The sequence below is a fragment of the Paenibacillus cremeus genome, from assembly GCF_007786445.1.
In the GTDB taxonomy this organism is placed as follows: Bacteria; Bacillota; Bacilli; order Paenibacillales; family NBRC-103111; genus Paenibacillus_G; species Paenibacillus_G cremeus.
Window position 1 is genome coordinate 15,250 of record NZ_VNJI01000030.1, and the last position, 24,675, is coordinate 39,924.

General features: G+C 47.6%; 21 protein-coding genes. 20 read left to right on the top strand and 1 reads right to left on the bottom strand.

Features of this window, described 5'->3' with window-relative positions; all coding sequences use genetic code 11:
• Positions 1–147: 147 nt before the first annotated feature.
• The 15 genes from FPZ49_RS21350 to FPZ49_RS21420 all read left to right on the top strand — a co-directional run bounded on the left by FPZ49_RS21350 (position 148) and on the right by FPZ49_RS21420 (position 19,070).
• Positions 148–1,065 carry a sugar phosphate isomerase/epimerase family protein gene (locus FPZ49_RS21350; protein WP_144850744.1) on the top strand — a complete coding sequence of 306 codons (918 nt, stop codon included), beginning with the start codon at positions 148–150 and terminating at the stop codon, positions 1,063–1,065.
• A gap of 135 nt (positions 1,066–1,200) precedes the next feature.
• Complete coding sequence (locus FPZ49_RS21355; protein WP_144850746.1) at positions 1,201–2,337, top strand: hypothetical protein; 1,137 nt, start codon at positions 1,201–1,203, stop codon at positions 2,335–2,337.
• Positions 2,338–2,613: 276 nt separating this feature from the next.
• On the top strand, positions 2,614–3,564 hold the full coding sequence (locus tag FPZ49_RS21360) for a hypothetical protein (RefSeq protein WP_222429941.1): 951 nt from the start codon (positions 2,614–2,616) through the stop codon (positions 3,562–3,564).
• A 54-nt stretch (positions 3,565–3,618) separates the two neighbouring features.
• Positions 3,619–4,392: an MgtC/SapB family protein gene (locus tag FPZ49_RS21365; protein ID WP_144850748.1), complete on the top strand. Its 774-nt coding sequence runs from the start codon at positions 3,619–3,621 to the stop codon at positions 4,390–4,392.
• Between the two features lie 459 nt (positions 4,393–4,851).
• Positions 4,852–6,231, top strand: a complete 1,380-nt coding sequence (locus FPZ49_RS21370) for a response regulator transcription factor (protein WP_186445980.1) — start codon at positions 4,852–4,854, stop codon at positions 6,229–6,231.
• Positions 6,232–6,256: 25 nt separating this feature from the next.
• On the top strand, positions 6,257–7,780 hold the full coding sequence (locus FPZ49_RS21375) for an alpha-N-arabinofuranosidase (protein WP_391563848.1): 1,524 nt from the start codon (positions 6,257–6,259) through the stop codon (positions 7,778–7,780).
• A gap of 139 nt (positions 7,781–7,919) precedes the next feature.
• Entirely contained in the window at positions 7,920–9,782 is a 1,863-nt protein-coding gene (locus FPZ49_RS21380) for a sensor histidine kinase (RefSeq protein WP_144850752.1), read from the top strand.
• The gene (locus tag FPZ49_RS21385) at positions 9,760–11,391 is read left to right on the top strand and encodes a response regulator transcription factor (RefSeq protein ID WP_144850754.1); all 1,632 of its coding nucleotides are present in this window, start codon (positions 9,760–9,762) and stop codon (positions 11,389–11,391) included. Before FPZ49_RS21380 ends, FPZ49_RS21385 begins: the two co-directional genes overlap by 23 nt.
• A 113-nt stretch (positions 11,392–11,504) precedes the next feature.
• On the top strand, positions 11,505–12,818 hold the full coding sequence (locus FPZ49_RS21390; RefSeq protein WP_144850756.1) for an ABC transporter substrate-binding protein: 1,314 nt from the start codon (positions 11,505–11,507) through the stop codon (positions 12,816–12,818).
• Positions 12,819–12,923: 105 nt separating this feature from the next.
• On the top strand, positions 12,924–13,865 hold the full coding sequence (locus FPZ49_RS21395) for a carbohydrate ABC transporter permease (protein WP_261381522.1): 942 nt from the start codon (positions 12,924–12,926) through the stop codon (positions 13,863–13,865).
• A gap of 41 nt (positions 13,866–13,906) precedes the next feature.
• The gene (locus tag FPZ49_RS21400; protein WP_144850859.1) at positions 13,907–14,713 is read left to right on the top strand and encodes a carbohydrate ABC transporter permease; all 807 of its coding nucleotides are present in this window, start codon (positions 13,907–13,909) and stop codon (positions 14,711–14,713) included.
• Between the two features lie 42 nt (positions 14,714–14,755).
• Positions 14,756–16,288: an alpha-N-arabinofuranosidase gene (locus FPZ49_RS21405; protein ID WP_144850758.1), complete on the top strand. Its 1,533-nt coding sequence runs from the start codon at positions 14,756–14,758 to the stop codon at positions 16,286–16,288.
• 99 nt (positions 16,289–16,387) lie between these two features.
• Entirely contained in the window at positions 16,388–16,573 is a 186-nt protein-coding gene (locus tag FPZ49_RS36440; RefSeq protein ID WP_261381527.1) for a DUF6171 family protein, read from the top strand.
• 16 nt (positions 16,574–16,589) lie between these two features.
• Entirely contained in the window at positions 16,590–18,131 is a 1,542-nt protein-coding gene (locus FPZ49_RS21415; RefSeq protein WP_144850762.1) for an alpha-N-arabinofuranosidase, read from the top strand.
• Between the two features lie 135 nt (positions 18,132–18,266).
• Positions 18,267–19,070, top strand: a complete 804-nt coding sequence (locus tag FPZ49_RS21420; protein WP_144850764.1) for a YdcF family protein — start codon at positions 18,267–18,269, stop codon at positions 19,068–19,070.
• 97 nt (positions 19,071–19,167) lie between these two features.
• Here FPZ49_RS21420 and FPZ49_RS21425 read toward each other — a convergent pair whose 3' ends face one another.
• Positions 19,168–19,842 (bottom strand): AIM24 family protein, encoded by a 675-nt coding sequence (locus FPZ49_RS21425; RefSeq protein WP_144850766.1) that lies wholly within the window; start codon positions 19,840–19,842, stop codon positions 19,168–19,170.
• Between the two features lie 284 nt (positions 19,843–20,126).
• Here FPZ49_RS21425 and FPZ49_RS21430 point away from each other — a divergent pair, with 284 nt between their 5' ends.
• The 5 genes from FPZ49_RS21430 to cyoD all read left to right on the top strand — a co-directional run bounded on the left by FPZ49_RS21430 (position 20,127) and on the right by cyoD (position 24,479).
• Positions 20,127–20,375, top strand: a complete 249-nt coding sequence (locus FPZ49_RS21430; protein ID WP_144850768.1) for a hypothetical protein — start codon at positions 20,127–20,129, stop codon at positions 20,373–20,375.
• A gap of 141 nt (positions 20,376–20,516) precedes the next feature.
• Complete coding sequence (cyoA, locus tag FPZ49_RS21435) at positions 20,517–21,533, top strand: ubiquinol oxidase subunit II (protein ID WP_391563849.1); 1,017 nt, start codon at positions 20,517–20,519, stop codon at positions 21,531–21,533.
• 18 nt (positions 21,534–21,551) lie between these two features.
• Positions 21,552–23,519, top strand: coding sequence for a cbb3-type cytochrome c oxidase subunit I (locus FPZ49_RS21440; RefSeq protein ID WP_144850770.1), 1,968 nt, complete (start codon positions 21,552–21,554; stop codon positions 23,517–23,519).
• The gene (cyoC, locus tag FPZ49_RS21445) at positions 23,519–24,139 is read left to right on the top strand and encodes a cytochrome o ubiquinol oxidase subunit III (RefSeq protein ID WP_144850773.1); all 621 of its coding nucleotides are present in this window, start codon (positions 23,519–23,521) and stop codon (positions 24,137–24,139) included. The genes FPZ49_RS21440 and cyoC overlap by 1 nt, the downstream gene beginning before the upstream one ends.
• Position 24,140: 1 nt before the next feature.
• A complete protein-coding gene (cyoD, locus tag FPZ49_RS21450; RefSeq protein WP_144850775.1) occupies positions 24,141–24,479 on the top strand; it encodes a cytochrome o ubiquinol oxidase subunit IV in 339 nt (112 codons plus the stop codon).
• Positions 24,480–24,675 lie beyond the last annotated feature (196 nt).

Below are 24,675 nucleotides of genomic sequence, written 5' to 3' on the forward strand. Positions count from 1 at the left end.
TTTCACAAACATGGTTCCGTTTTTTGCTATGTCAAATTCTAGTTGACACTGAAAGAACAAATATATTACCTTTAAATAAGCAATTGTGAGCAATACTTATATTTAAATAAACATAATAGATCATATGGCAGAAAGGATGATTCACGAATGAGACTGTCGACGTCCACAAATTTTTTCGCGTATCGGTTGAGTGGAGAGTATACGCCTTTTGCAGAGGCGCTTAGCAGGTGTAAGGCCGCGGGTTTTCATGTGCTGGACGTCAATTTTTGCGCGTCTCTTAACGGCGCTTCGGATCTGGCGGAGGATAACTGGCGTGAACGGATCGAACAATTGCGCGATGAGGCGGAGAAGCTCGGCGTGGTGTTTACGCAGTCTCACCCCGTATTTTTGACGGGACATATCGGCAAATACACCGCGGAAAAGCTGGAAATTTATCACGAGATGATGAGGCGCTCCATAGAAGCCAGCTCGATTCTTGGTGTCAAGTGGGCCGTGCTCCATCCGATTCCGGGCAAGCCCGAAGCCGATTTCGATGAAGCAGCCATCATCCGTGAAAACCTGGAGTTTCACGGCCCGGCCCTCGAGCTGGCGAAGAAGTGCGGCGTCGGTATCGCGTTTGAAAACATGATCGAGAGATCGACGAGACGATTTTCAAGCCGTGCGGCCGAGCTCGTGGGCCTGATCGACAGCATTAACGATCCGGGCGTAGGCGCCTGCTGGGATTTTGGCCACTCTAATTTCATTACAAGGGATCAGCGGGATGAGCTCCGCCTGCTCGGCAAACGGCTGAAGGCGACCCATATCAACGACAACTATGGCAAAGAAGATGAGCACATGCTTCCCTTCCACGGCAGCGTAGATTGGCACGAGCTGCTGCCAGTGTTGGCCGAAATTGGCTATGAGGGAGATTTCACCTTTGAAACGCACCAGGAGTTTACAAGACTTCCCGAGCACCTGAAGGATCTTGTCGCCCATACTGCCTATGAAATCGGCATGTACTGCATGTCTCTGATCCGTCTTGACACTTTTAAAATACTAGAATATGATAAAAAGAAACATTATTGAACATAATTTACATACTAACAAACATATTTAAGCGTTGGTGTGCATAAGAAAAGATAAAAGAGGCAGGAAGCAAGAGAGTACCAAGTTTAATGGACGATTTGTAAGCGTTATCAAAAGAGAGGGAGAGCGATTCAGTTGCTGACAGTAAGAAATTTAGCAGGAGCGGCGATTGCCAGTACACTGCTGTTGACCGGCTGCACCGTAGGGCCTCGGCAGGCAGCTCCGATATCACAGGCGAAGCCGGCGGCAGCCTCAGCCGAACCGCAGATTGCTGCGAAGCCGTTTTTAGAGAAGGTTACGGTAGGGGAATTTACACAGGAGAAAGCCGTTACGAGCTCGCCCGCCATGCCGCCTGCTTATAAACGTTTTTTTGAAGCAGGCTCTTTCGGACCGGTCATCCCGGGACTTAAGCAGGGACTTGTACCGCAAGGAATCACTTATATGCCGGAGCAAAATTGGGCTGTCTTCGCCTCTTACCGATATGACGGAGGGGCTAGCACACTATCCGTTGTCGATTTGGCGACTGGCAAGCTGATCAAAACCCTGAAGATGTTCGAGAACGACAGCACTCCATACAAAGGGCACGCCGGCGGTATTACCGCTTCGGCCAGCCATCTGTGGGTGGGCTCGGAAAACCTGGTTCGGGCCATTTCCTTAAAGGATATCGTGCAAGCCGAAGATGGGGGACACGTTGTTTTCAACGAAAAATTCAAGCCGGAAAAAAAGGCATCGTTTATCGCCTATTCCTCTGACGGCGTGCTTTGGGCCGGAGATTTCTACGATACGCCGAACCCGACGGCCGAGCGCCATCTTATGCAGAGCACGGACAAGAAAGCTTACAAGGCATGGACGGTCGGGTACCGCCTTGATTCCGCAACAGATCTTCCGCGCAAGGAAACCCCATCCGATTCGGGGCGGCTTGTTCCTGATTATATATTTTCCATTACAGACAAAATCCAGGGCTTTGCCGTCTCCCAAGGTAAGGTGCTGCTGAGTCAATCGGCCGGCAGGAGCAATGACAGCCAGCTTCTGATTTATCGCGATGTTCGCAGCGAGAAGCCGCATGCTCAGGTAAAGCTTGCTGACCGGGAGGTACCACTCTGGTTCTTGGACGGCTCCGATCTAAAGGATCAGCTGGCGATGCCGCCCATGTCGGAGGGACTTCAGCCTGTCGGCAGCCAGGTAGCGGTTACGTTTGAATCGGGGGCCGGAATTTACAGCTCCGCCGGCAAGTACCCGATGGATCAGGTTTATTTTTTTAAAGCGAATTAATCGACGCACGTGCAAATGGGAGAAGCAGTTCAGATACGGAGGAGATCGCATACCGTCGCTTCTATAAACAGCATACATACGCTTATTACGGGGAATGGGGCGTCGGAAGCCGAGCTCAAGTCGTTTACCGACGTCGGTATCCATGTAATTAGGGTATGAACGACAGTTGAAAGGGGTGATGCGGCCGTTTCGCAATTGGTTACATGTTGAATTCATGGATATGAGGTGTTTGATGTAAAGCAAAGTGGAAAAATCACGTTTATGGAGGAATGGTGTATGAAGCGTATGTTTGCCGGAAAGCATTTTTTTCTCAGTGTATTCCTTCTCCTATGCACAGTCATGATGCCCATCACAGCCAGTGCAGCCTACTATAACACCTATACCACCGTCGCAACGCTTGACAATGCCAATGGAGCCAACGCAGCAGAAGGCTTTGCCGTGGGATCTACTTATGTCTATTCCGTAAAAGTCAACAGTGACGAGACGAAAGCGGATATTTACAGAACAAAGATGAGCGATGGCACCACTACACTCATGACCAACGGAGATACTGGAACCACCTACGCAACCTACTTAGGCCATGCGAATGATGTTGTGCTCAGCACGCTCGACGGGGAATTTTATATGTTCGTCGTCACGATGAACGCCGGCAGTATGAGCCTCGTAAAACTGAAGTATGTCGGTACGACCTATTACAAGGTTGGGAATTACACCATTCAATACAACGGCGCTGACAAGTCCATGTCAGGGGTGAAAATTACCAGCAAAGACGCAAGCAACATTTACTTTCTCTTCAAATCCGGGCGAACCTACTATAGGGGAACACTCCCACTGACCTCAAACAGCGGCACAATTAACGTAACCGATGGCTTTTACTTAAATATCGAAGATGCCAAGGTCAACGGAAGTACCATATCGAACATCACTTCGTATGCAGGCCAGGGCTTCGGATATGATAACGATACCCTCTATGTTCCGTTTACCTATCAAAACATTAGCATTGTATTGGTTTACCATAATATATCTACGGCCACAGGCACGATCTATGCGGACGATAATCTATCGTTCCGCGTTACATCCAGCACATATCCTGATTTGTTTGAGATTGAGAGTGTTGGCATCGATGGTACCAATGGGTATCTCTGGTTCAATTGCAACCGAAGAACAGACCCGTCGGATACCGCTCACGACGCCGTAGCCTATTTTAACGGCTTCACTGCTCCTTAAAAGATCGGGCTGCTTTTTCTTTTGGATTGGTGGTTATGAGAGGAGGTGAAAGGGATGAGCGGAGTATCAGGTTTATGGTACATTTCACATGGAGAGCTGCTGCTCCGAATGCTGATTGCGGCCGTGCTTGGCGGATTAATCGGATTGGAGCGGGAATGGAGCAACCATGCTGCGGGGTTTCGAACTCATATTTTGGTTTGCCTTGGCTCGGCAACGATTATGCTGCTATCGATTTACGGATTTTCCCAGTTTGTAAACGAACCTAATGTACGTATCGATCCCGCGCGGCTTTCTGCCCAAGTCGTCAGCGGAATTGGCTTTCTTGGTGCAGGCGCTATCCTGCGCAACGGGTCGGTCATTAGCGGATTAACGACTGCTGCTTCCGTGTGGGTGGTCGCTGGGATTGGATTGTGTGTCGGTGCTGGCTTTTTGTATGCAGCGTTCTATGCCACGTTGATGGTACTAATTAGTCTGCTGCTGCTGAATAAGTGGGAGAAGCATTTGCTGCGCCACCGGAGAAGCCACGATGTGTCGGTCAAAGCGCTCGATTATCCGGGCGTTCTCGGTACCATTGCTTCCAAATTCGGTGACCAAGGTATTCAGATCGTCAATGTGAAAATGATACCCGATCCGGAGGCTGCGAATGAATCCGGTAGTACGCCGACGATTCTGCTCCAATTTAACTTAAAAGTAACGGATTCGGGCAAATTAATGATGGCCGTCGACCAGATCAATTCACTACATATCGTGCAGTGGACTGAAGCTGGCAAGAGCTTGCTCCCCAACATAACGAGTGGGATCAAGGGCACCCATATCGAAAAGCTATAATAGGATATAATTCTAATCCACATTGAGCGGGGAGCCTGCTCAGAAGGAAGTGGTTGTCGGTTGCTTCGGACTCGAAAGAGTCCTTTTTTATTTCTATCGCGCTAGCATTTAGATGATACCAATGGGTATGGTCCTAATCCTTTGAACGCTTCGAAGCCGTGGAATGATACGAAATTTAATAGTTGAAAATAGAAAAAACATAGTTTGTTTACTATACAAACTATGTTTTTCTTGTTACGATAATTGGGAGGCCAATCCGCTTCATCCCATCGATAAGGGTGGAAGGCCTCTCCTTACCAGACATTGGCTGCGTATAAAAGAAAACGCTTGCATCTTGTCAATAACGGGTAACCAAGTAAAGAGATGCATGTTGTTCGGCGGCAAGTACGGGTTGGAAGTACGCCGGAGCGAGCTCGGTGGGCTGATGGTTATGATCCGTTTTCCCAAGAAGGGCAGTGTTTGACCGGACATAATGATTTTGATTATGTATACCAAGCGATTCAATCGACGGGAGTAAGCTACCTCCTCAAGAGCGAAGGATACGAGAAGATCATCCATGCGGTAACCAATGCCATTGCAGAACTTGAAAGCAGTCTGAAGTTCAACCATCTGATCCAGAAGTCAGAGGAGAAGCTTACCACCCTCGAAACTCTTGCTCAAGGCAGCTTTTTTCAATATTTATTTCAAGGCACAAGAGCTGTGGGGGAGCTGGAAGACGATTTTCGCAAGCTGGGCATATCCCTAGATCCTACCTTGCCTGTACTCATTGCGCTTGGAGATCTGCAGCATCACGCACCGAACCATTCCTTCGCCGACAGACAGGAGGCAGCGCTTGCCGTTAAGTTTTTATCAGAGTCGTTTCTTGCTGAAAGGGCAGCGGCTCTTGGAATTATCGATCGTTACGGCGATCTGATTTGGCTCATCCAACCGATCCGCGACACGGACATGGGAGCTGAGGAGGATTTTGCCCGAACGGTCAAATTTCTTGAAGGCAAATTTGAGCTTCTCCAGCATGCTTGCACTGATTCGATGCAATTGACGGTTTCAATTACCCTTTGCTGCGATCCTTGCGATTGGAAGAAGCTCTCCGAGGTGTATGACCGAATTAGAAGAGAGCAGCACTTGCGCGCGGGCGACGGCACTCAGATGGTTCAGACGGTTAGCATGGGGACTGTAGAAACGGCGGCCAAATCGCGATCACTGCGGGATAAAGCGGAGGCATTGGCCGCACATTTGGATAGCGGGAGAAGGGGGGAGTTCCTCGAGCTGCTGGAAGAGCTAGGTGGGCTGGTGCTGGATGATCGTGGAGGCGGGGGGCAGTTCTTTGTTGAGCTCTATTTCACGATCGCCCTTCTTCTTTTATCATACATCAACCGCTGGGAGCTCCATGATAAGGTTGCGACCATTAGTCTCATGCGTAGCGATATGCATACTTCATGGTATGAAAGCTTTGAGTTTCTGAAACGCACAGCAGAGTCCTTGTTTGACCTAAGACGGAATGGGGAACGCAATAGAGCGGCTGCGGCGATAGGGAAAGTACGCTTGTACATTGACAACCATATTGGCGAGGATCTGTCTCTCGTACGATTAGCTAAAGTCATTCACTTTAATCCCTCCTATTTATCGCGGCTTTTTAAGCAGGAGTGCGGACTAAATCTTTCGGAATATATTGAAAAAGTCCGAATTGAAAAAGCAAGAGAACTGCTCAAGCAAGATGAACTGAAGATTGCTGAGGTTGGCGTTCTTGTCGGGTACGAGGCTTCCCACTCGTTTACCCGTTTTTTCAAAAAAACGACCGGGGTGACACCTCAGGAATATCGGGATGCTATGCGAAAATAAGACAGGCTAAGGGGCTGTTGCTGAAGTGGAAAATGGAAACAACAAACGGGATCCTGATGTTGATGTGTTGAAGGCAACCGTCTACACGGACAAGGAAACGGGAACCATTCACCGCAACCTGTATGGCCATTTTGCGGAGCATCTGGGCCGCTGTATTTACGAGGGGATCTGGGTGGGCGAAGATTCCGTTATCCCCCATACCAGCGGCATTCGAAACGATGTGCTGGAGGCGCTCCGCAAGCTGAACATTCCTGTACTCCGGTGGCCCGGCGGATGCTTCGCAGATGAATATCATTGGAAAGACGGCATCGGACCCCGCAACGAAAGAAGGCGGATGGTAAACTCGCACTGGGGCGGAGTAATTGAAAATAACCATTTTGGTACCCATGAATTCATGGAGCTGTGTGAAATGCTGGGCTGTGAGCCCTATATCTGCGGAAATGTGGGCAGCGGAACAGTTCAGGAAATGTCCGATTGGGTCGAGTATATGACCCTGGAAGGCGATTCCACACTGGCCGAGGCTCGCAAACAAAATGGACGCGACGAGCCATGGAAGCTCAAGTATTTTGGTGTTGGAAATGAAAATTGGGGCTGCGGCGGAAATATGCGAGCGGAGTACTACGCTGACCTTTACCGGAGATATCAAACGTATGTGCGAAATTATGGGGACTCCAAAATTTATAAAATTGCAGGCGGGGCGCCCGATGCAAGATACGAATGGACGGAGACCTTGATGCGACAAGCGGCGCGCTACATGGACGGTCTAAGTCTGCATTATTACACCATCCCCGGTACATGGCAAAAGAAGGGGGCAGCGACGGATTTCACGGAGGACGAATGGTTCATCACGATGAAGAAAGCGCTGTTCATGGATGAGCTAATTCGGAAGCACGGTGAAATTATGGATCAATACGATCCTGATAAACGAATCGGCTTGATCGTAGACGAGTGGGGGACCTGGCTAGATGCCGAGCCTGGCTCGAACCCGGGCTTTCTCTATCAGCAGAATACGCTTCGGGATGCTTTGGTTGCAGGCATTACCCTGCATATCTTTCATGAACATTGTGACCGGGTTCATATGGCGAATATCGCTCAAACCGTGAATGTCTTGCAGGCCATGATTCTGACTGAAGGGTCGAAGCTAATTTTGACTCCGACGTATCATGTGTTCGAAATGTTTAAGGTTCATCAGGATGCCAAGCGTCTTACCTTTGAATTTGAGAAGGGGTGCTATGGGAGAACCGGAGAGACGATTCCGAAGATTAGCGGGTCCGCTTCAAAGGACAAATCCGGGAACATTCATTTGAGCCTCTGTAACATGGATCCCGGCAGCCCGGCCCATTTGGACATTCAGCTAGAGAACATCGCTGACCTGGCAAGGATTAATGGAACCGTTCTGACGGCAGCAAGCCAAACCTCGCATAATACATTCGAGCAGCCGGACAGCGTAGTTCCCAAGCCATTTTCCGGCTTTGAACGGAGAGAGGGTCGAATCGTGGTCTGTTTACCGCCGATGTCTATCGTTGTTCTGGCGTTTCAAAACGAATGAAGTGAAGCTCGGCTTCCTATATCGGGACCGGAGGATCAGCCTCTGGTCTTTGGCGTTTAACCGTAATCAAATTAGCTGCCATCATACGGGAATGTTCTGCCTTCGGCACTTATTCCCTAGACAAAGGATGACATAGTCCATGGTCTTCAACATAAACCGATTGATCCGTAAAATTAAAATTCAAAATCGATTGTTCCTCTCGTTTGCTCTACTTTCTTTACTCCCCATGCTAATAATAGGAATTTTTTCTTACCATATATCAAGTGAAGCGATAAAAACCAAAATTAGCACCTCGTCGATCCAACTGATGAACCAAGTTAGTAAAAATATTTTAAATGAGCTTATTAAGCTTGAAAATGACAGCGTTGACATCGTATTCTCCGATCTTGTTCAACAAACTCTGACTGGTTTCAATACAATGAGTGAGTGGGAAAGGAACGTTGCGCAATTAAAAATGCAGGAGATGCTTGCCAAACGATTTTCATTTTTTCATAGTGTGTCCGATGTTTTGGTGTTTACAAGAAGTAAAGAGAAAGTAATTGCTTACGGAGATATTTACTTTAAGTTTAATTTGAAATCCGATTACTTAAACCGGCTATTAGATGAATCAACGACGAATAATGGCGTTCCCGTCTGGTCAATCGAAAATCAGAATAACGAAGAGCGATCTTGGAATACGAGCTATCGTACCAGTAATTACGGGGAAGCGGGCATTTTGTTGTCCAGAAGCTTTAAATCCTTCGAAGGGCTTCCGGTCGGGTATATGATCATGAGAATAGATGAAAAATACATTCTTGATAAATTTAAAGATATGAATCTGGGCACTGGCTCGGATATTTTTATCGTAGACGGTAAAGGGACCGTGATATCCAGTCAAAATTCGCGTCTAAAGGCTGCTGAGGCGTACCCGGATCCTAAGCTGATGGATGAGCTTAAACTAAACATGGAAAACAGTACGTATTCGTTCAACAGTACGATTTCAGACAAGCGTAATCTGATCGCGTATACTTATATCCCACGTGCGGATTGGTATGTGGTAAGCACCATACCATTTTCCTATCTGGATCATGAATCCGTAAAAATCAGCGTCTATATCATGGTTTTAGGTGTAGTTTGTTTTTTGCTTGCGCTGCTTCTGTCTTACTACGTATCTAAAAGTATCTCCAATCCTCTGAAGCGTCTTGTTGATTCTATGAACAACGTAAAGCTCGGCAATTTAGTCGTTCAGATTGATGATCCAAGCAGCGATGAGTTGGGAAAAGTGACGACCAATTTTAACCAAATGGTCCGAGAGCTTCACTATTTGATTGACGAAGTAAAAATGAAGGAACGATTGAAACGGTTTGCCGAGCTGAAATCGTTACAAGCACAGATCAACCCGCACTTTCTGTCTAATTCCTTGAATACCGTCCGATGGCTTGCCAATATCCAGAAGGCTGATAACATATCGAACCTCATCACTTCCCTGATCAAGCTGCTCCATGGATGCATGGGGAAAGGCAGTGAGCTCATCAGTATCAGGGAGGAAATCGAATACGTTAAAAACTATTTAAACATCATGGCTTACAGGTATTATGACAAGTTCAAGGTGCATTTTGAGATGGAGGAAGAAATGATCGATTGTCGTATTTTGAGGTTTACTTTGCAGCCGATCGTGGAAAATTGCTTACTGCACGGGCTTGAGCCCATGGAAGGACAGGGTCTGATTATTATTAAGGGCTATCGGAATGACCATGAATTAAAAATTACAATAACGGATAATGGTGTTGGGATTAACGATGAGACGTTAAACGGTTTGCTGCAGCAGCCTTCATCGAATAAAACATCCGGTTTAAGCGGTATTGGGATTAGAAATGTTGATGAGAGAATCAAGCTGTACTTCGGTGAAAAATTTGGAGTTTCCATTCAAAGCGTTCCCAATCTGTATACGACGATCGAAATAACGATACCAGCCATGGGAGGCGAAGGCCATTTCAACTATGCTGAAAGTGATTATAGTTGATGACGATGCGGTTTCCAGAACCGATTTGAAGACGATGATCGACTGGGAACGCGAGGGGTTTTATATCATGGGAGATGCCCATAATGGAAACCATGCGATCCAGCTGATCCAAAAGGACCCCCCCGATCTTGTGATTACCGATATCAATATGCCAGGATTAAACGGCATCGGCTTGATCGAATATTTGGAACAAACCCTCCCGCAAGTCAAAATTATTGCGCTGAGTGCTTACGATGATTTTGATTATGTGAGGCAAAGCATGAAAAATGGCGCCATGGATTACGTACTGAAGCATCGCCTGGACGCAAAATTTTTAATCGATATATTGAATATCGTCAAACGCTCCATCTTCTCTTACCGAAGTGAGCTTGACAGGCAGAGCGATATTCATAAAGAACTGAAAACCAGCAAAGCTGTGCTGCAACAACAGTTTATTCTAAAGCTCCTTGAGGGGGGGATTTCGGAAGGGGAGGAGATCGTACATAAGCTAAGTGGATTTGAAATGAAATTGGAATCGGAAAACCTGATGGTGACCGTGGCTGAGATCGATGATTTCCGGCTGCTTGAAGATAAGTTCACCTCGAAAGAAGTGGACGTATTGCTCCAAGCCTTCATGGAAATATCCAAAGCCATTCTAACGGATTGGGAGAAATCCGTCATTGTACCTATGGCAAAAGGGAGGTTTGCGATTATTTTCTCCTTAGGTCATCTTAAAAGCACAATGTATGTTTATAATGCCTTGTATACGTGCTTGAACCGGATAAGATCGGAGATCAAGAAATATTTGAATATAACGGCGTGCTTCGGAGTAAGCAAGGTTTGTGCGGAAATTACCCAATTGCCTCAAGCCTATAAGCAGGCGGATGCCATATTAAAGGACAAGTTTTATAAAGGGAAAAATGGAATTTTTATCGAGAGCACGCCTCCTAGCAAAAATGATAGCTTTTTCTGTTTGGATATTAAGGATGAAAAGGCTATTTATGCTGCCCTGAGAAACTCGGATGAGAAGGACCTGATGAAACGATTAGATGATATTTTCGATAAAATTGCGAGTCAGAGGCTAGGCAGCCAATCAACCCAGATGATTTGTGCCGAATTGATCAATATCGTAAACAAAGTTTGCAAAGATACGGGGATGGAGATCTCCAAGCTGTATACCTCGGAGGATATTCCTTATAATTTGATTCAAAAATACGAAACCCTAATGGATATTAAAGCTTGGATCGTAAATTTATACAATCAACTGCTCATTATGCTGAAGCTAATGAAATTAGGGAGCGGACTAAGCGATATAACCAAGAAGGCCGTCGAGTACATCCACCGCAACTACGGCAGCGACTTTTCCTTGAAGGATGCCGCTGATTTTGCCGGTGCAAGCAGCTCTTATATCAGTAGGCTTTTTAGGGAAGAATGCCGTATGGGTTTTGCAGAATATTTAACTCATGTAAGGGTAGAGCATGCCAAGCAGTGGATCGAGAACGGCGATTTAAAGCTGAAGGAAATTGTCAGCCGAGTCGGGTTTAATAATTATAACTACTTTTTCAAAGTGTTCAAGGAAGTAACGGGGATGACCCCCCTTGAATACGAAACACATATCAAAAATTTATAGTGTATTGCAATATAATGGAGTCCGGCCTAAAGCAGTAGTTCTTATAATTGGATCTAGGTAAATCATTTCGCAGCGTTTACCTAACAAATTCTTTATCAAGGGGGAACGATCGTATGAGAAAAGCATCTGCTATTGTTGCATCAGCGGTTCTGATGACATCCATCTTATCAGGCTGCAGCAGCGAAGGTGCCAACCAGGCCAAGGAAAGTAATTCGGGCACCTCGAAGCCGGTCAAGCTTTCATTGTGGACCTTCCAGGATCTTCATAAGAAGTACTATGAAAAAACGGCGGAGCTATGGAATAAAAATAACCCCAATCAGCCCATTGAGCTGACGATTGACTCGTATCCCAACGCGGAAATGCATAATAAGCTGCTCATCGCCCTACAATCTGGAGTGGGAGCGCCCGACATTACTGATATCAACATTAACTACTTCCAAAACTTTCTTAAAGGGGATATTCAGCTTGTAGAACTGAACAAAATTATTGAGCCTGAAAAAGATAAGATTGTCCAATCACGACTCGATATTTACAGCAAAAATGGGAAGTATTATGGTATCGATTTCCACGTCGGTGCTACAGTAGTCTACTATAACAAAGAGCTTCTGGACAAAGCAGGCGTGAATGCGGATTCCATCAAGACCTGGAGCGATTATATCGAGGCAGGGAAAAAGGTCGTCTCTGCCACCGGCAAGCCCATGACCGCTTTCGAGGTGACAGGTCAACGACCATTCTGGCCTATGATCGTTCAGCGTGGCTCCGACTATTTGGATGCCAAAGGTGACGTTACGCTTGACAACGAGATCAATGTAAAGACACTGCAGACCATGAAGGATATGATCTATAAGGATAAGATTGCTGTGCCTATGCCGGGTGGAAATACCGGAGCGGAGGAGTTTTTCACTTATATGAACAAGGGTGGAGCAGCTTCGCTAATTATGCCAATGTGGTACATGAGCAGATTTTTGGAGTATATGCCTGATTTGAAGGGCAAAGTCCTGGTTCGACCGATGCCTGTTTGGGAAAAGGGAAATGTAAGATCGGCAGGCATGGGGGGAACGGGTACTGCTGTTACCAAGCAAAGCAAAAACCAGGACTTGGCCATGAAGTTTCTTGCGTATGCGAAATTAAGTAAAGAATCCAATATTCGAATTTGGCAGGAGCTGAAGTTTGATCCGATCCGTTGGGATGTTTGGAATGATCCGGAGCTTCAGAAGCCCGACCCTTACTTCAGCAATGAAAAAATATTCAATGTACTTCTGGACATGAAGGACGAAATCAAATCGCCGAATATGAGTGAGCTTAGCTCGGCTTCCCAGGATTTGGTTAATTCGAATGTCATGTTCAAAGCGTTGAAGGACCAGTCGCAAACTCCTGAACAGGCATTGAAGGCTGCTGCCGATGAGCTTCGCAAGCAAAAGAAATAGCTTTTTAGGAGTCTTACCCGGCGTTGGCGGATCGTATGGCTGACGGCTGCTGAAAAGAATATGTAAGCGCTTTTGGTGGCCGTCATGCTGATGGAGGTGAACGATTTGACTAAAGTAACAGTTGAACAGGTTTATGGTCAAAAAGCTAGAGGATACCGCTTGAAAAGGTTATTTTACTCGGAAAAGCTTGCCCCGTATCTCTTTGTATCACCATTTGTCTTATCGTTTCTGATCTTTTTTCTGTACCCTACGGCTTCCACGATCACCATGAGCTTTCAAGAGGTTCACGGGCTTAACAGCACCAAATTTATAGGCCTGGACAATTACCGGAGAATGTTTGATGAGCATTTTTTCAATGCGCTGCAAACCAATACGATCTACACGGTTTTATCCTTATTGTTATTAATTCCGATCCCGATTCTGTTCGCTGTTCTTCTGAATTCGAAATTGGCTAAGGGCAAAACACTGTTTAAATCGGTTATTTTCATCCCGGCGTTGACCTCTGTTATCGTAGCTGGTGTTTCCTTTAGGCTCATGTTCGGGGAAGCCGATACGGCATTCATTAACTCCGTTATTGCCAAGCTGGGGATTTCACCCCAAAATTGGATGCTTAACTATGGTACGGGCATGATGCTGATGGTGATTCTCAATACATGGAGAGTCGCCGGCATTAACATGGTCTATTACCTTGCCGGGCTTCAAAGCATCCCGGAGGAATTATATGAATCAGCCGAAATGGATGGGGCCAATGTCATATCCAAGTTTTATTGGATCACGCTGCCGCTTTTAAAACCCATTATCATTTATACCTTAACGATAGGTATTTTTGAAGGGTACAGAATGTTCGGCGAAAGCTATGTGTTCTGGAATGAAGGAATGCCGGGGGATATCGGACTGACCATCGTCAGGTTTATTTACCAGCAGGCCTTTCAGCGAAATGATATGGGAATGGGATCGGCGATCGGCATTACCTTGCTACTGATCGTACTCACGGTTAATCTGGTGCAGCTTAAACTGTTCGGACTTTTTAAAAAGGAGGGGGACTGACGGTGAATCCTGGACAAAGAGGAAAGCTGCAGACGATATTGATGATTGCTTTCTTCCTCATCGTATGCCTGATCGTCCTGTTTCCCCTTTACTACATGTTTATGGCTTCTTTTAAGAGCTCTAAGGAACTATTCCGTAACGGGATGGATTTTAGAATTATTCCGAGTCTAATGAGCCTTGACAACTATAAGCTTTTATTCACGGGCAAGGGCAGCGTTTATTTGTACTGGTACCGGAACAGCTTGGGCATAACCGCTCTTCATACGATATGTTCTCTGTTCCTATCCTCATTGGTTGGCTATGGTTTAGGAGCATATCATTTCAAAGGAAAAAATATCATTTTTATGCTGGTCTTGTTTGTCATGATGGTGCCGCTTGAAATTCTTATGCTCCCTCTCTATAAGCTCATTGTCAAAATGGGGATCATTAATACGTACTACGGGGTCATTTTACCGTTTGTCGTTTCGCCCATGGCCATCTTTTTCTTCCGGCAGTATGTCACGGGAATCTCAAAAGACTTTATGGATGCGGGAAGGATTGACGGATGCTCGGAGTTCGGCATCTTTTTCCGAATTATGGCCCCCTTAATGCAGCCGGCCTTCGGTGCCATGGGCATCCTGCTCGCCATGCAAAGCTGGAACAGCTTTATATGGCCGTTAATTGTTCTGCGTACCAATACGATGTTTACGGTTCCAATTGGCCTAGCCTCACTGATGTCCCCTTACGGCAACAACTATGACATGCTGATCGCCGGAGCCGTGCTCGCAATCATTCCGGTCATCCTGTTGTTCCTGCTAAATCAGAAGGCCTTTATTTCAGGCTTGTCCACCGGCGGCGTTAAAGGTTAAACCATTAAAAAATATACCATTAAACTTCAGGAGGCTAACACTATGAAAAGCAGCATTAAAATCAATACGCAAGCGGCAGCTCATAAAATCGACCGAAACATTTACGGCCATTTTGCCGAGCATCTGGGCCGCTGCATCTATGAGGGGATTTGGGTCGGCGAGGATTCCGACATTCCCAATACGAGAGGTATCCGAAACGATGTCGTTCAAGCGTTAAAGGATATGAAAATTCCAATCCTGCGGTGGCCGGGAGGGTGCTTCGCCGACGAGTATCATTGGAAGGACGGCATTGGGTCCAAGGAATCGAGAGCACGGATGATTAATACGCATTGGGGCGGCGTGGTGGAGAATAACCATTTCGGAACGCATGAATTTTTCGACTTGTGCGACATGCTGGAAACCGAGCCGTATATTTGCGGGAATGTTGGAAGCGGCACGGTCTACGAGATGCAGCAGTGGGTTGAATATATGACCTTCGACGGCGAGTCGCCGATGGCTGACCTGCGAAAATCAAACGGTAGAGAAAAGCCCTGGAACTTGACCTATTTCGGAATCGGCAACGAGAACTGGGGCTGCGGCGGCCGCATGAGAGCGGAGTATTATGCGGATCTGTATAGACAGTACAGCACGTATGTAAGAGATTATGGAGAGAATGCGATCTATAAAATTGCTGCGGGTCCAAGAGGAGACAATTACCACTGGACAGAAGTGCTTATGCGGGAAGCGGGGCATTTCATGGACGGGCTGGCGCTCCATTATTACACAAGGCTGCGAGATCACAGCATCGTAATCGAAAATCCTGACGGAAACCGGATTTATTTGAAAAAACCAGATGCAGTGAGAGGCCAAGCCGTCGACTTCGACGAGAGTGAATGGTTCGGTATTATGAAGGCCGCCTATTTCACAGAAGAGCTGGTGGCCAAGCACTCCGCTATTATGGATAAGTACGATCCCGACAAGAAGGTGGCATTGATCATCGACGAGTGGGGCACGTGGTTTGACGTTGAACCCGGAACGAATCCTGGCTTCTTGTATCAGCAAAATACGATGAGAGACGCTGTATCTGCGGCGATCAGCCTGAATATTTTCAACAATCACTGCGACCGTGTAAGAATGGCGAATATTGCCCAGACGATTAACGTGCTGCAGGCGGTGATTTTAACGGAAGGGGAAAAAATGATTCTGACCCCGACCTATCATGTTTTCGAGATGTTTAACGTGCACCAGGATGCGATCCTGCAGCCGGTGGAAATTAGCAGCGGCACGTACACGTACAACGGGGAGGAAATTCCGCAGCTCAGCGTATCCGCTTCGGTGGATGCCGCAGGCAAGCTGAACATTACACTTTGCAATACGGATCCGAATCATTCCGCTCCGGTGGATTGCCTTACGGGAGAATTTGCGGGTAAGCAGGTAGCTGGCAGAATGTTGGCCTCGTCCTCGATGAATAGTCATAATACATTTGAAAATCCGGATCAAGTCAAGCCGGAGCCGTTTACCAGCGTACAGCTGACGGAAGAAGGATTTTATGCCGATATCCCGCCCATGTCTGTCGTTGTCTTGACCATCCATTAAACCGGGAGGAGACGACGTCCGTTGTCTAAGCAAGGTCCATGCAAGGGCTGCTCGGAATCGATAGAGGTTTCGCCGGAGAAAGTCGAAGCCATGCTGCAAATGCTCATTTCATCCCGGAATGTAGAGCTCGCCGATGAGGAAACGAGTGCTAAACGGCTTGACCAATGCTTGAGCTGCACTGGTTATGTTTACGGTGGGACATGCAAATATTGTGGTTGTCTCGTACAAATTCGGACTAAGATAAAGGATAGGGTCTGCCCCTATCCTTTAACTCCTAAATGGTAAAAGCGGGTGAACGACGATGACCTCCATCAGCATCAGGCTGGATGAAGAGATAGGACGCATTAATCCCAATATTTACGGACACTTTGTCGAGCACTTGGGTGGAGTTGTGTACGATGGGATTTGGGTAGGCGAAGACTCCGAAATTCCTAATATCCATGGATTCAGGCAGGAGCTCGTAGAAAAATTGAAGGCCATTCAACCCGGGGTGATCCGCTGGCCGGGCGGCTGCTTTGCGGAGACGTACGACTGGAGAGACGGCATCGGCCCGAGAGAGCAGCGTCCCACAACTGTGAATTGGTGGTATATGAATGACGGGAAATTTGAATCCAATCAGGTCGGAACCCACGAATTTATCGAGTTTTGCAGGCTGGTTAATGCCGAACCGTATTTTGCCGTAAATGCTACGACAACAACCGTATTAGATGCTAGAAACTGGATTGAATATTGCAATATGCCGCAGGGGACAACCACACTTGCCCAAGAACGAGAAAAGAACGGAAGTCCTGAGCCGTTCAATGTAAAGTATTGGGGCTTGGGCAACGAAAATTGGGGTGGCGGCGGTTGTATGACACCCGAGGATTACTGCCATATTTACAGAAAATACGGCATTATTAGTAAAAGTGTCGGACCGGATCTTCAATACATCGCTTGCGGACCGTATGAAGGTATTCCAGAGTGGACGGAAAAGTTTTTTAATAAATACCAGGAGATGTATACGGTAGGGCGGATCCCCCCGATGTTTGGATACTCGCTTCACTACTATGTAACTAACTCCGGAAACATGGGCTCGGAGCTGGACTATACCGACGCTCAGTGGTATGAAATGATACGCATTGGATTGGACATGGAGCCGTTTATCCAGTCGCAGTATGAAATGATTCGCACTGCGATGCCAAGCAGCTCGATAGGACTTATCGTCGATGAATGGGGAGTGTGGCACCTGCAGAACGGCAAGCATCCACTGCCGGGCAAATACTTGTTTGAGCAGCCGAGCACGATGCGAGAAGCGGTTCTGGCGGCGCTTTCATTGAACATTTTCAACAATCACTGCGATAAGGTCGTCATGGCTAACCTAGCGCAGCTGGTTAACTGTATTCATTCCCTGTTTCTTGCCAAGGGAAATACTTGTGTGGCAACGACTAGCTACTATGTGTTTGATATGTATAAAATTCACCAGAACGCAATATGCCTTAAAACAGAGGTCGATTGCAAGAACATCACCTATACAATAGATGGCGAGCTGCACTACATTCCAAGCATCTCATGCTCTGCATCGGTTAAGGACGGCATATTAGCAATTACACTAGTGAACTTAGCTATTGACGAAGATCAGGAGGTTAAGCTTGATCTGTATGGCGGACAATGCGCGAGGGAGGGGACGATGGTCGTCTTATCTTCCTCCAGCCATAAGGATGGCAATACGTTTGAGGAACCGTATAAGGTTACACCGGTGAAACATATCGTATCGCCGGATGTGGGTTCAGAGCTTACGGTCACAGCTCCTAAAGCGTCGGTTGTTTTGCTTATGTTGAATATTTTGAAGATACGAATTGCTTGATTAATGAAAAGGTCTGGTGGTCGGTTGATCGCCAGGCCTTCGCTTGTATTGAAATGCCATCAGGTCCGTTGTCTACATGGAAGGGGAATGATAGACTTGACTTTAAAGCTATGTTCGTGAACGGAGGCCGGTAAAATGGATTTATATCAAATGGCAGAGAATATCAATATATTAAGTGGCTTTCTTGGAAAAAGAGATATAGACACGTTGACAAGTCAGGCTCTAGAAGAAAAATATCGAATTTCACAAACGGATTTGCTGATTTTATTTGGCGGTAGTATAGCCTATGGTTGTGATGTAGTTGGACAAGCCGTTTCAAACCATATTGTCAAGAACTTTATGATTGTTGGTGGAGAAGGACATACTACGGAAAGTTTACGTCGAACCATTCATAATGCTGTTCCTGAAATAGAAACTACGGGAAAAATGGAAGCAGATCTAATGAGTGAATATATAAAATGGAAGTATGATATTGACAATATTTTAATAGAGCGAAATTCAACGAATTGTGGAAATAACATTACTTACGCGTTAGATGTTATAAAACAAAATAATCTTTCCCTAAACAACCTTATTATTGTCCAAGACTCAACGATGCAGTGTAGGATGGATGCGGGGTTTCGAAAATATCTCCAAGATCCAAAGGTTGAAGTAATAAATTTTGCTTCCTATCAGGCTAGAGTGGAAGTGAAAAATGAAAAACTAGTAATGGAACCGACAGGTATTTGGGGGATGTGGGAAATAGAACGATATGTTTCTTTACTGATGGGAGAAATTCCAAGACTATTAGATGATATCCATGGGTATGGTCCGAACGGAAAAAACTATATTGCCCATGTGGATATCCCTATAAATGTATTGAAAGCATTTGAAGAGCTGAAAGTGGAATATGGAGATTTAGTGAGAGTGGCCAATCCTTTGTATGCTTCAAAAAGATGACCGTGAGAAGGAGATGCTCCCCTTACGGTAGACAGGTTAAACACCTGCTACTTGGAAGGGGAGCTTCTTTTATGGAACTATCACGCCTGCACATAGCTCATAAAAGTAAGTGACTGGATACGACTTCAGCTACCCCATGGATCGAGATGGAATTCAGCATGATTTCTCCCGGGCCGGTAACTTTAAAGAAATAGACGCCTTCGCCGCTCAAAAACATATTTTTGATCCCGATCTGCCGCTGTAGTTCCATGCGAACACTGGACTCATACGCCGTTAGGTGTCCAGGATGAACCAGAATGCATTCGTCGTGATCGAGCTTCTTCGTAATCAACTCCCCTTCGACCGCTACAAAAGCAGTCCCCTGGCCGGAAAGCTTGTTATAAATGACATCATTTCCTCCAAACAATCCGGTTCCCTTAATGCCAGCCTGCGTTTCAAGATGAACCTCCTCTTCGGCACAAAGAAAGCTATGCTGCTGAACCGCGATCTCTTTTCCAGATAATTGGAGAGGGATGATTTGGCTTGGAAAACGAGTACTAAACACAACCTCGCCGCTAGTGCCCGATATTAATTCGAAATGGTTAATAAAAGGGTTGTTGCCTGCAATCACGCGCTTAATCATTTCACTAAGTCGACCCGTACTATTGGTAAGCAAACGGATATTTGGTGTCATATAGATCAGATTGCCGGATTGACAATAGACACTTTTACACTGGTTATTCAATTCGATAGATAGGTGCTGTATGGAATCGCCGTCAATTTTAAAAATCATATCGTTCGCCCCTCTATAGTTACACCTTCAGTCGTATTTACAATCTGGTCTCCTCTCCCCCAAACTGTTCATATATAGAAGGCTTTGCTTCGTCTTTCTTCACTTCCTTGATCGGAATAAGATCGCTCAATGTATGCCATACTAATGTACCTCCCCGCAGCATGATCTCCATTTCTAGTTTAACAAGTGGAGTTGCTTTCGGGTTGTGATTGAAGTCACATCAATTGGGTTAAAATAGGCGGGAGAAAGCACGCTACTTACTACGTTGAGGAAGTGAAGCGAACGTGACAACGAAATCCGCGGCTGGGCAAAATACAGAACGTGAGGGGAGCTCATTGTTCTTAATCATGAAGATCGCCGCATGGGCAGCGCTTATTATAGGTGGAATTTTGTGCCTTACCAATATCAATGAATTCAACGACCACAACGGATCCCTAATGGCTGGAATCGGCTTTTTGGTGGGCAGCGTCTTCATTTACACGATTGGGATGGCGATGAACCTGGTGCATAAACGCAAGGCGGAGTCCGAATAAGCAGCATCGTTCATTAAGGGCTGTTTCCTTCATTGGAGACAGTCCTAATTTTTTTCACATCGCTGGAGACACTGTAATATTGATCTCAATTCTGGGGAAAATTAGGTGAATCTAAGGAGATGTATAGGAGATGAGGAACTTATGACTATTTCGAAGATGATGCGGCGGTTCACTGCGTTCGGCATTCTGGCGGGTACCATGATCGTAGCTGCGGGCTGCAAGTCGATGATCGTCTTCGATCCGAAGGGGCCCATCGGTGCCCAGCAGCGTGACTTGATTAATCTTACGATGCTGCTCTGCCTCATTATATTGGTCCCGGTGCTGATCCTTACGGCCTGGATCGTATGGCGCTTCCGCGACAAGAAAAACAACAACGCGCCCTATCAGCCGATCTGGTCTCACAGCACTAAACTGGAGATTATCTGGTGGGGCATCCCCATCGCAGTGATATTGGTGCTGGCCCTTTTCACAGTACACTACACGTACGCCCTAGATCCCGCGAAGCCTCTCGTATCGGAGAAGAAGCCCGTCAGAATCCAGGTGACATCGCTGGATTGGAAATGGCTGTTCCAGTATCCGGAGCAAGGGATTGCAACGGTCAACTATCTGGTCATTCCGGAGCGTACGCCGATTAAGTTTGAGCTGACCTCCGATGGTCCCATGAATTCATTCTGGGTGCCGCAGCTCGGGGGGATGATCTACACGATGTCCGGCATGTCGACGACGCTTTATCTTCAAGCGGACGAAACCGGTAATTACATGGGTACAGGAGCCAACTTCACAGGCCGGGACTTCGGGAGAATGGGCTTTACTACGAAAGCCGTCGCTCAGGCGGATTTTGATAAATGGGTCGCAGAAGCCAAGGCGAGCAAAAACATGCTGACGGAAGAGGGCTATCAGAAGCTGGCGCTGCCCGGGGCGTCTGACCTCATGACGTTCGCTTCGATCCCGTCCGGCTTGTTCGAGCGAATTGTCCACGAGTACTCTATGAGCCGCGGAGCACCTCCGGGAATAACCCTGAAGGCAAAGACGCTTAGCGGGGAGAAAGCCTTGGAGCAATCGGAAGGCGGCCAGCTGCCGCCCGGCAATAATGCGCAAAAGGATATCCATCAGATGGGCAATTCCGGCCACAACATGCATATGAATCATGGCAAATGAAAGGAGGGGCTTTTCGGGATGGACTCAATATTAAATTTCGCTAAATGGTTTTTCGTGACGGGTGATCCGCTGATTTACGGGGCGGACGTCGCGATCACGCTGACGATGGTCGCCATCGTCTTCGTATTGACGTATTTTAGAAAATGGGGCTGGTTATGGCGCGAGTGGCTGACGACCGTCGATCATAAACGCGTCGGGATTATGTACATCATCGCTGCGCTGCTCATGCTGTTCCGCGGCGGTGTCGATGCGCTGATGATGCGGACGCAGCTCGCGTTTCCCGATATGAAATTTTTGACGCCGGAGCATTACAATGAGGTATTCACCACGCATGGTGTCATCATGATCCTGTTCATGGCGATGCCGCTCATGTTCGGCTTGTTTAACATCGCCGTACCGCTGCAGCTGGGCGCGCGCGACGTCGCGTTCCCGTTCCTGAACTCGCTGAGCTTCTGGCTGTTCTTCTTCGGAGCCATGCTGTTCAATATGTCGTTCGTAATCGGCGGCTCGGCGAATGGCGGCTGGCTGTCGTATCCGCCATTGTCGGAGCTCACAGGCAGCCCCGGCGTCGGGGAAGATTTCTACATCTGGGGGATTCAGATTTCCGGGATCGGGTCCTTAATGACGGGGATCAACTTTATTGTAACCATCGTCAAAATGCGTGCTCCCGGCATGACGTGGTCGAGGGTGCCGATGTTTTCGTGGTCGGTGCTCTCAAGCTGCATCGCGATCATCGTTGCGTTTCCTGTGCTGACCGTCACGCTGGCGCTGCTGTTCTTAGACCGTTTTCTGGGCGCCCACTTCTTCACGATGGACGGCGGCGGCAACGCGATGATGTATGTCAACTTGATCTGGATGTGGGGCCATCCGGAGGTGTACATCGTCGTTCTACCCGCCTTTGGGATTTTCTCGGAAGTCGTGGCGACCTTCTCGAAGAAGCGGCTGTTTGGCTACGGCTCCATGGTGTTTGCGATGATGAGCATCAGCCTCATGTCGTATTTTACATGGCTCCATCACTTCTTTACGATGGGCTCGGGAGCCAACGTCAATCTCTTTTTTGCGATTACCACCATGATCATTGCGATTCCAACCGGGGTCAAAATTTTCAACTGGCTCTTCACGATGTTCCGCGGCCGGATTTCGTTCCCAACACCGATGCTCTGGACGGTTTCCTTCATTCCCTGCTTCGTCGTGGGTGGCATGACCGGGGTGATGCTCTCGGTTGCGCCTGCCGATTTTCAGTTCCATAACAGCTATTTCCTAATCGCGCACTTCCATCAAGTGCTGATCGGCGGCGTCGCCTTCGGCTATTTCGCGGGCTTGTATTACTGGTGGCCGAAAATGTTCGGCTTCAAGCTGAACGAACCGATCGGCAAATGGGCGTTCTGGATTTGGAACATCGGCTTCTATGTGTGCTTTATGCCGCAATATGTGGTGGGCCTCGACGGCATGACCCGCCGCGTCAGCACGTACGGCTGGGATACCGGATGGTGGGCGCTCAACTTCATATCTACGATCGGCGGCTTTTTGATGGGCCTCGGCTTCTTATTCCAGGTTTGGCAGATCGCGCATAGCATCAAGTTTATGGAAAAGGACACAACGGGCGATCCGTGGGGAGCCCGCACGCTGGAATGGTCGATTCCGTCGCCTGCGCCTCTGTATAACTTCGCGACCACCCCTCTCGTGACGGATCGCGACGATTGGTGGGAGATGAAGGAACGCATCGCCAAGGGGAAAGCGCCGCAGTCGAAGCCTGAGCTGGAGCCGATCCATATGCCGAAAAACTCGGCGATCCCGTTCATTCAATCGGTATGTTGGTTTACAGCCGGCTTTGGGCTCATCTTTCACTGGCTCTGGATTGCAATTCCCGGCTTTATCGGGGTGGCACTGACGCTGCTGGCGCACTCGTTCAATTACGATACCGATTACTATATCCCGGTGGATGAAATTAGGCGTACGGAAGCTGAAGCAAGGAGGTTTGTCTGATGGCGAACACCTACAATGATGCGCAGGCTCATGCCCACGCAGGAGGCCATGATGGCCATCACGACCTAGAGGAGCTTCGAAAGTTTGGATTTTGGATTTTCCTGATTACCGACTTAATCTTGTTCTCTGCCCTGTTCGCTACCTATCTCGTCCTGCACGAGAACACCGCGGGAGGGCCGGGAGCTAAAGAGCTCTTCGAGATGCCCGGGGTCATTGCCGAAACGTTCATCCTGCTGACCAGCAGCTTCACCAGCGGTCTAGCGGTGCTCGCGATGAATGCGGGCAGCCGGAAAGGGCTGGTCGGCTGGCTCATTGTGACGGTTTTGCTCGGCGTCTGCTTTATCGTGCTGGAATTAACCGAGTTCGCGAAGCTCGTAGGTGAAGGACATACGATTCACTCCAGCGCGTTTTTGTCCGGCTTCTTCACGCTGGTCGGCACGCATGGGCTGCATGTGTCGGTGGGCATCTGCTGGATCACAGCGCTGATTATCCAGTTAACCCGGCGCGGCATCACCTCCGTCACCCAGCGCAAGGTACATATTACGAGCTTGTACTGGCACTTTTTGGACGCAGTTTGGATTTTCGTGTTCACGTTCGTTTACTTGATGGGGGTGATGTGACTTGGCGCACAATAACGCAGTAGGCCACGGTAGTCATGGCGGCCATGCAGGGCACCACGGCTCGCTCAAGGAGTATGTGCTCGGCTTCGCGCTCTCCATCATCCTGACGATTATACCGATTCTCTCGGTCCTGAACGGCTGGTTCGGGAGAACCGCGACGATCCTTGTGTTACTTGCCACGGCGGTTCTGCAATTTGCAGTGCAGCTCTTGTTCTTCATGCACCTGCGGGAAGAGAACGGGCCGCGGTATAACCTGGTCACGCTCATCCTCGGGCTGATTATCGTCGTCGTCGTCATCTACGGCTCTATCTGGATTTTGGAAAATAACCCGATGTATTAAGATGATATTTGGATCAAATCAAGGAGCTATGCGGCATGTTCGCCTAGCTCTTTGTTTGTTTGCGTCCACTGTGGCTTGGGCTGGATTCCACTCTTTTTCATGCTGATGAACCTTCATATGTTGAATAATTTAGTTGGACTGGCTGTGGTTTACGCGGTTACGAAATTGCCTTTCAGCATTTTCATTCTGGCACGAT

Coding starts and splice junctions, on each gene's coding strand:
- FPZ49_RS21425 (WP_144850766.1), bottom strand. CDS start 19,842: ATGATTTTTAAAATTGACGGCGATTCCATACAGCACCTATCTATCGAA.
- FPZ49_RS21405 (WP_144850758.1), top strand. CDS start 14,756: ATGAAAAGCAGCATTAAAATCAATACGCAAGCGGCAGCTCATAAAATC.
- FPZ49_RS21390 (WP_144850756.1), top strand. CDS start 11,505: ATGAGAAAAGCATCTGCTATTGTTGCATCAGCGGTTCTGATGACATCC.
- FPZ49_RS21415 (WP_144850762.1), top strand. CDS start 16,590: ATGACCTCCATCAGCATCAGGCTGGATGAAGAGATAGGACGCATTAAT.
- cyoC (WP_144850773.1), top strand. CDS start 23,519: ATGGCGAACACCTACAATGATGCGCAGGCTCATGCCCACGCAGGAGGC.
- FPZ49_RS21385 (WP_144850754.1), top strand. CDS start 9,760: ATGCTGAAAGTGATTATAGTTGATGACGATGCGGTTTCCAGAACCGAT.
- FPZ49_RS21365 (WP_144850748.1), top strand. CDS start 3,619: ATGAGCGGAGTATCAGGTTTATGGTACATTTCACATGGAGAGCTGCTG.
- FPZ49_RS21420 (WP_144850764.1), top strand. CDS start 18,267: ATGGATTTATATCAAATGGCAGAGAATATCAATATATTAAGTGGCTTT.
- FPZ49_RS21440 (WP_144850770.1), top strand. CDS start 21,552: ATGGACTCAATATTAAATTTCGCTAAATGGTTTTTCGTGACGGGTGAT.
- FPZ49_RS36440 (WP_261381527.1), top strand. CDS start 16,388: ATGCTCATTTCATCCCGGAATGTAGAGCTCGCCGATGAGGAAACGAGT.
- FPZ49_RS21350 (WP_144850744.1), top strand. CDS start 148: ATGAGACTGTCGACGTCCACAAATTTTTTCGCGTATCGGTTGAGTGGA.
- cyoA (WP_391563849.1), top strand. CDS start 20,517: ATGACTATTTCGAAGATGATGCGGCGGTTCACTGCGTTCGGCATTCTG.
- FPZ49_RS21400 (WP_144850859.1), top strand. CDS start 13,907: ATGATTGCTTTCTTCCTCATCGTATGCCTGATCGTCCTGTTTCCCCTT.
- FPZ49_RS21380 (WP_144850752.1), top strand. CDS start 7,920: ATGGTCTTCAACATAAACCGATTGATCCGTAAAATTAAAATTCAAAAT.
- FPZ49_RS21360 (WP_222429941.1), top strand. CDS start 2,614: ATGAAGCGTATGTTTGCCGGAAAGCATTTTTTTCTCAGTGTATTCCTT.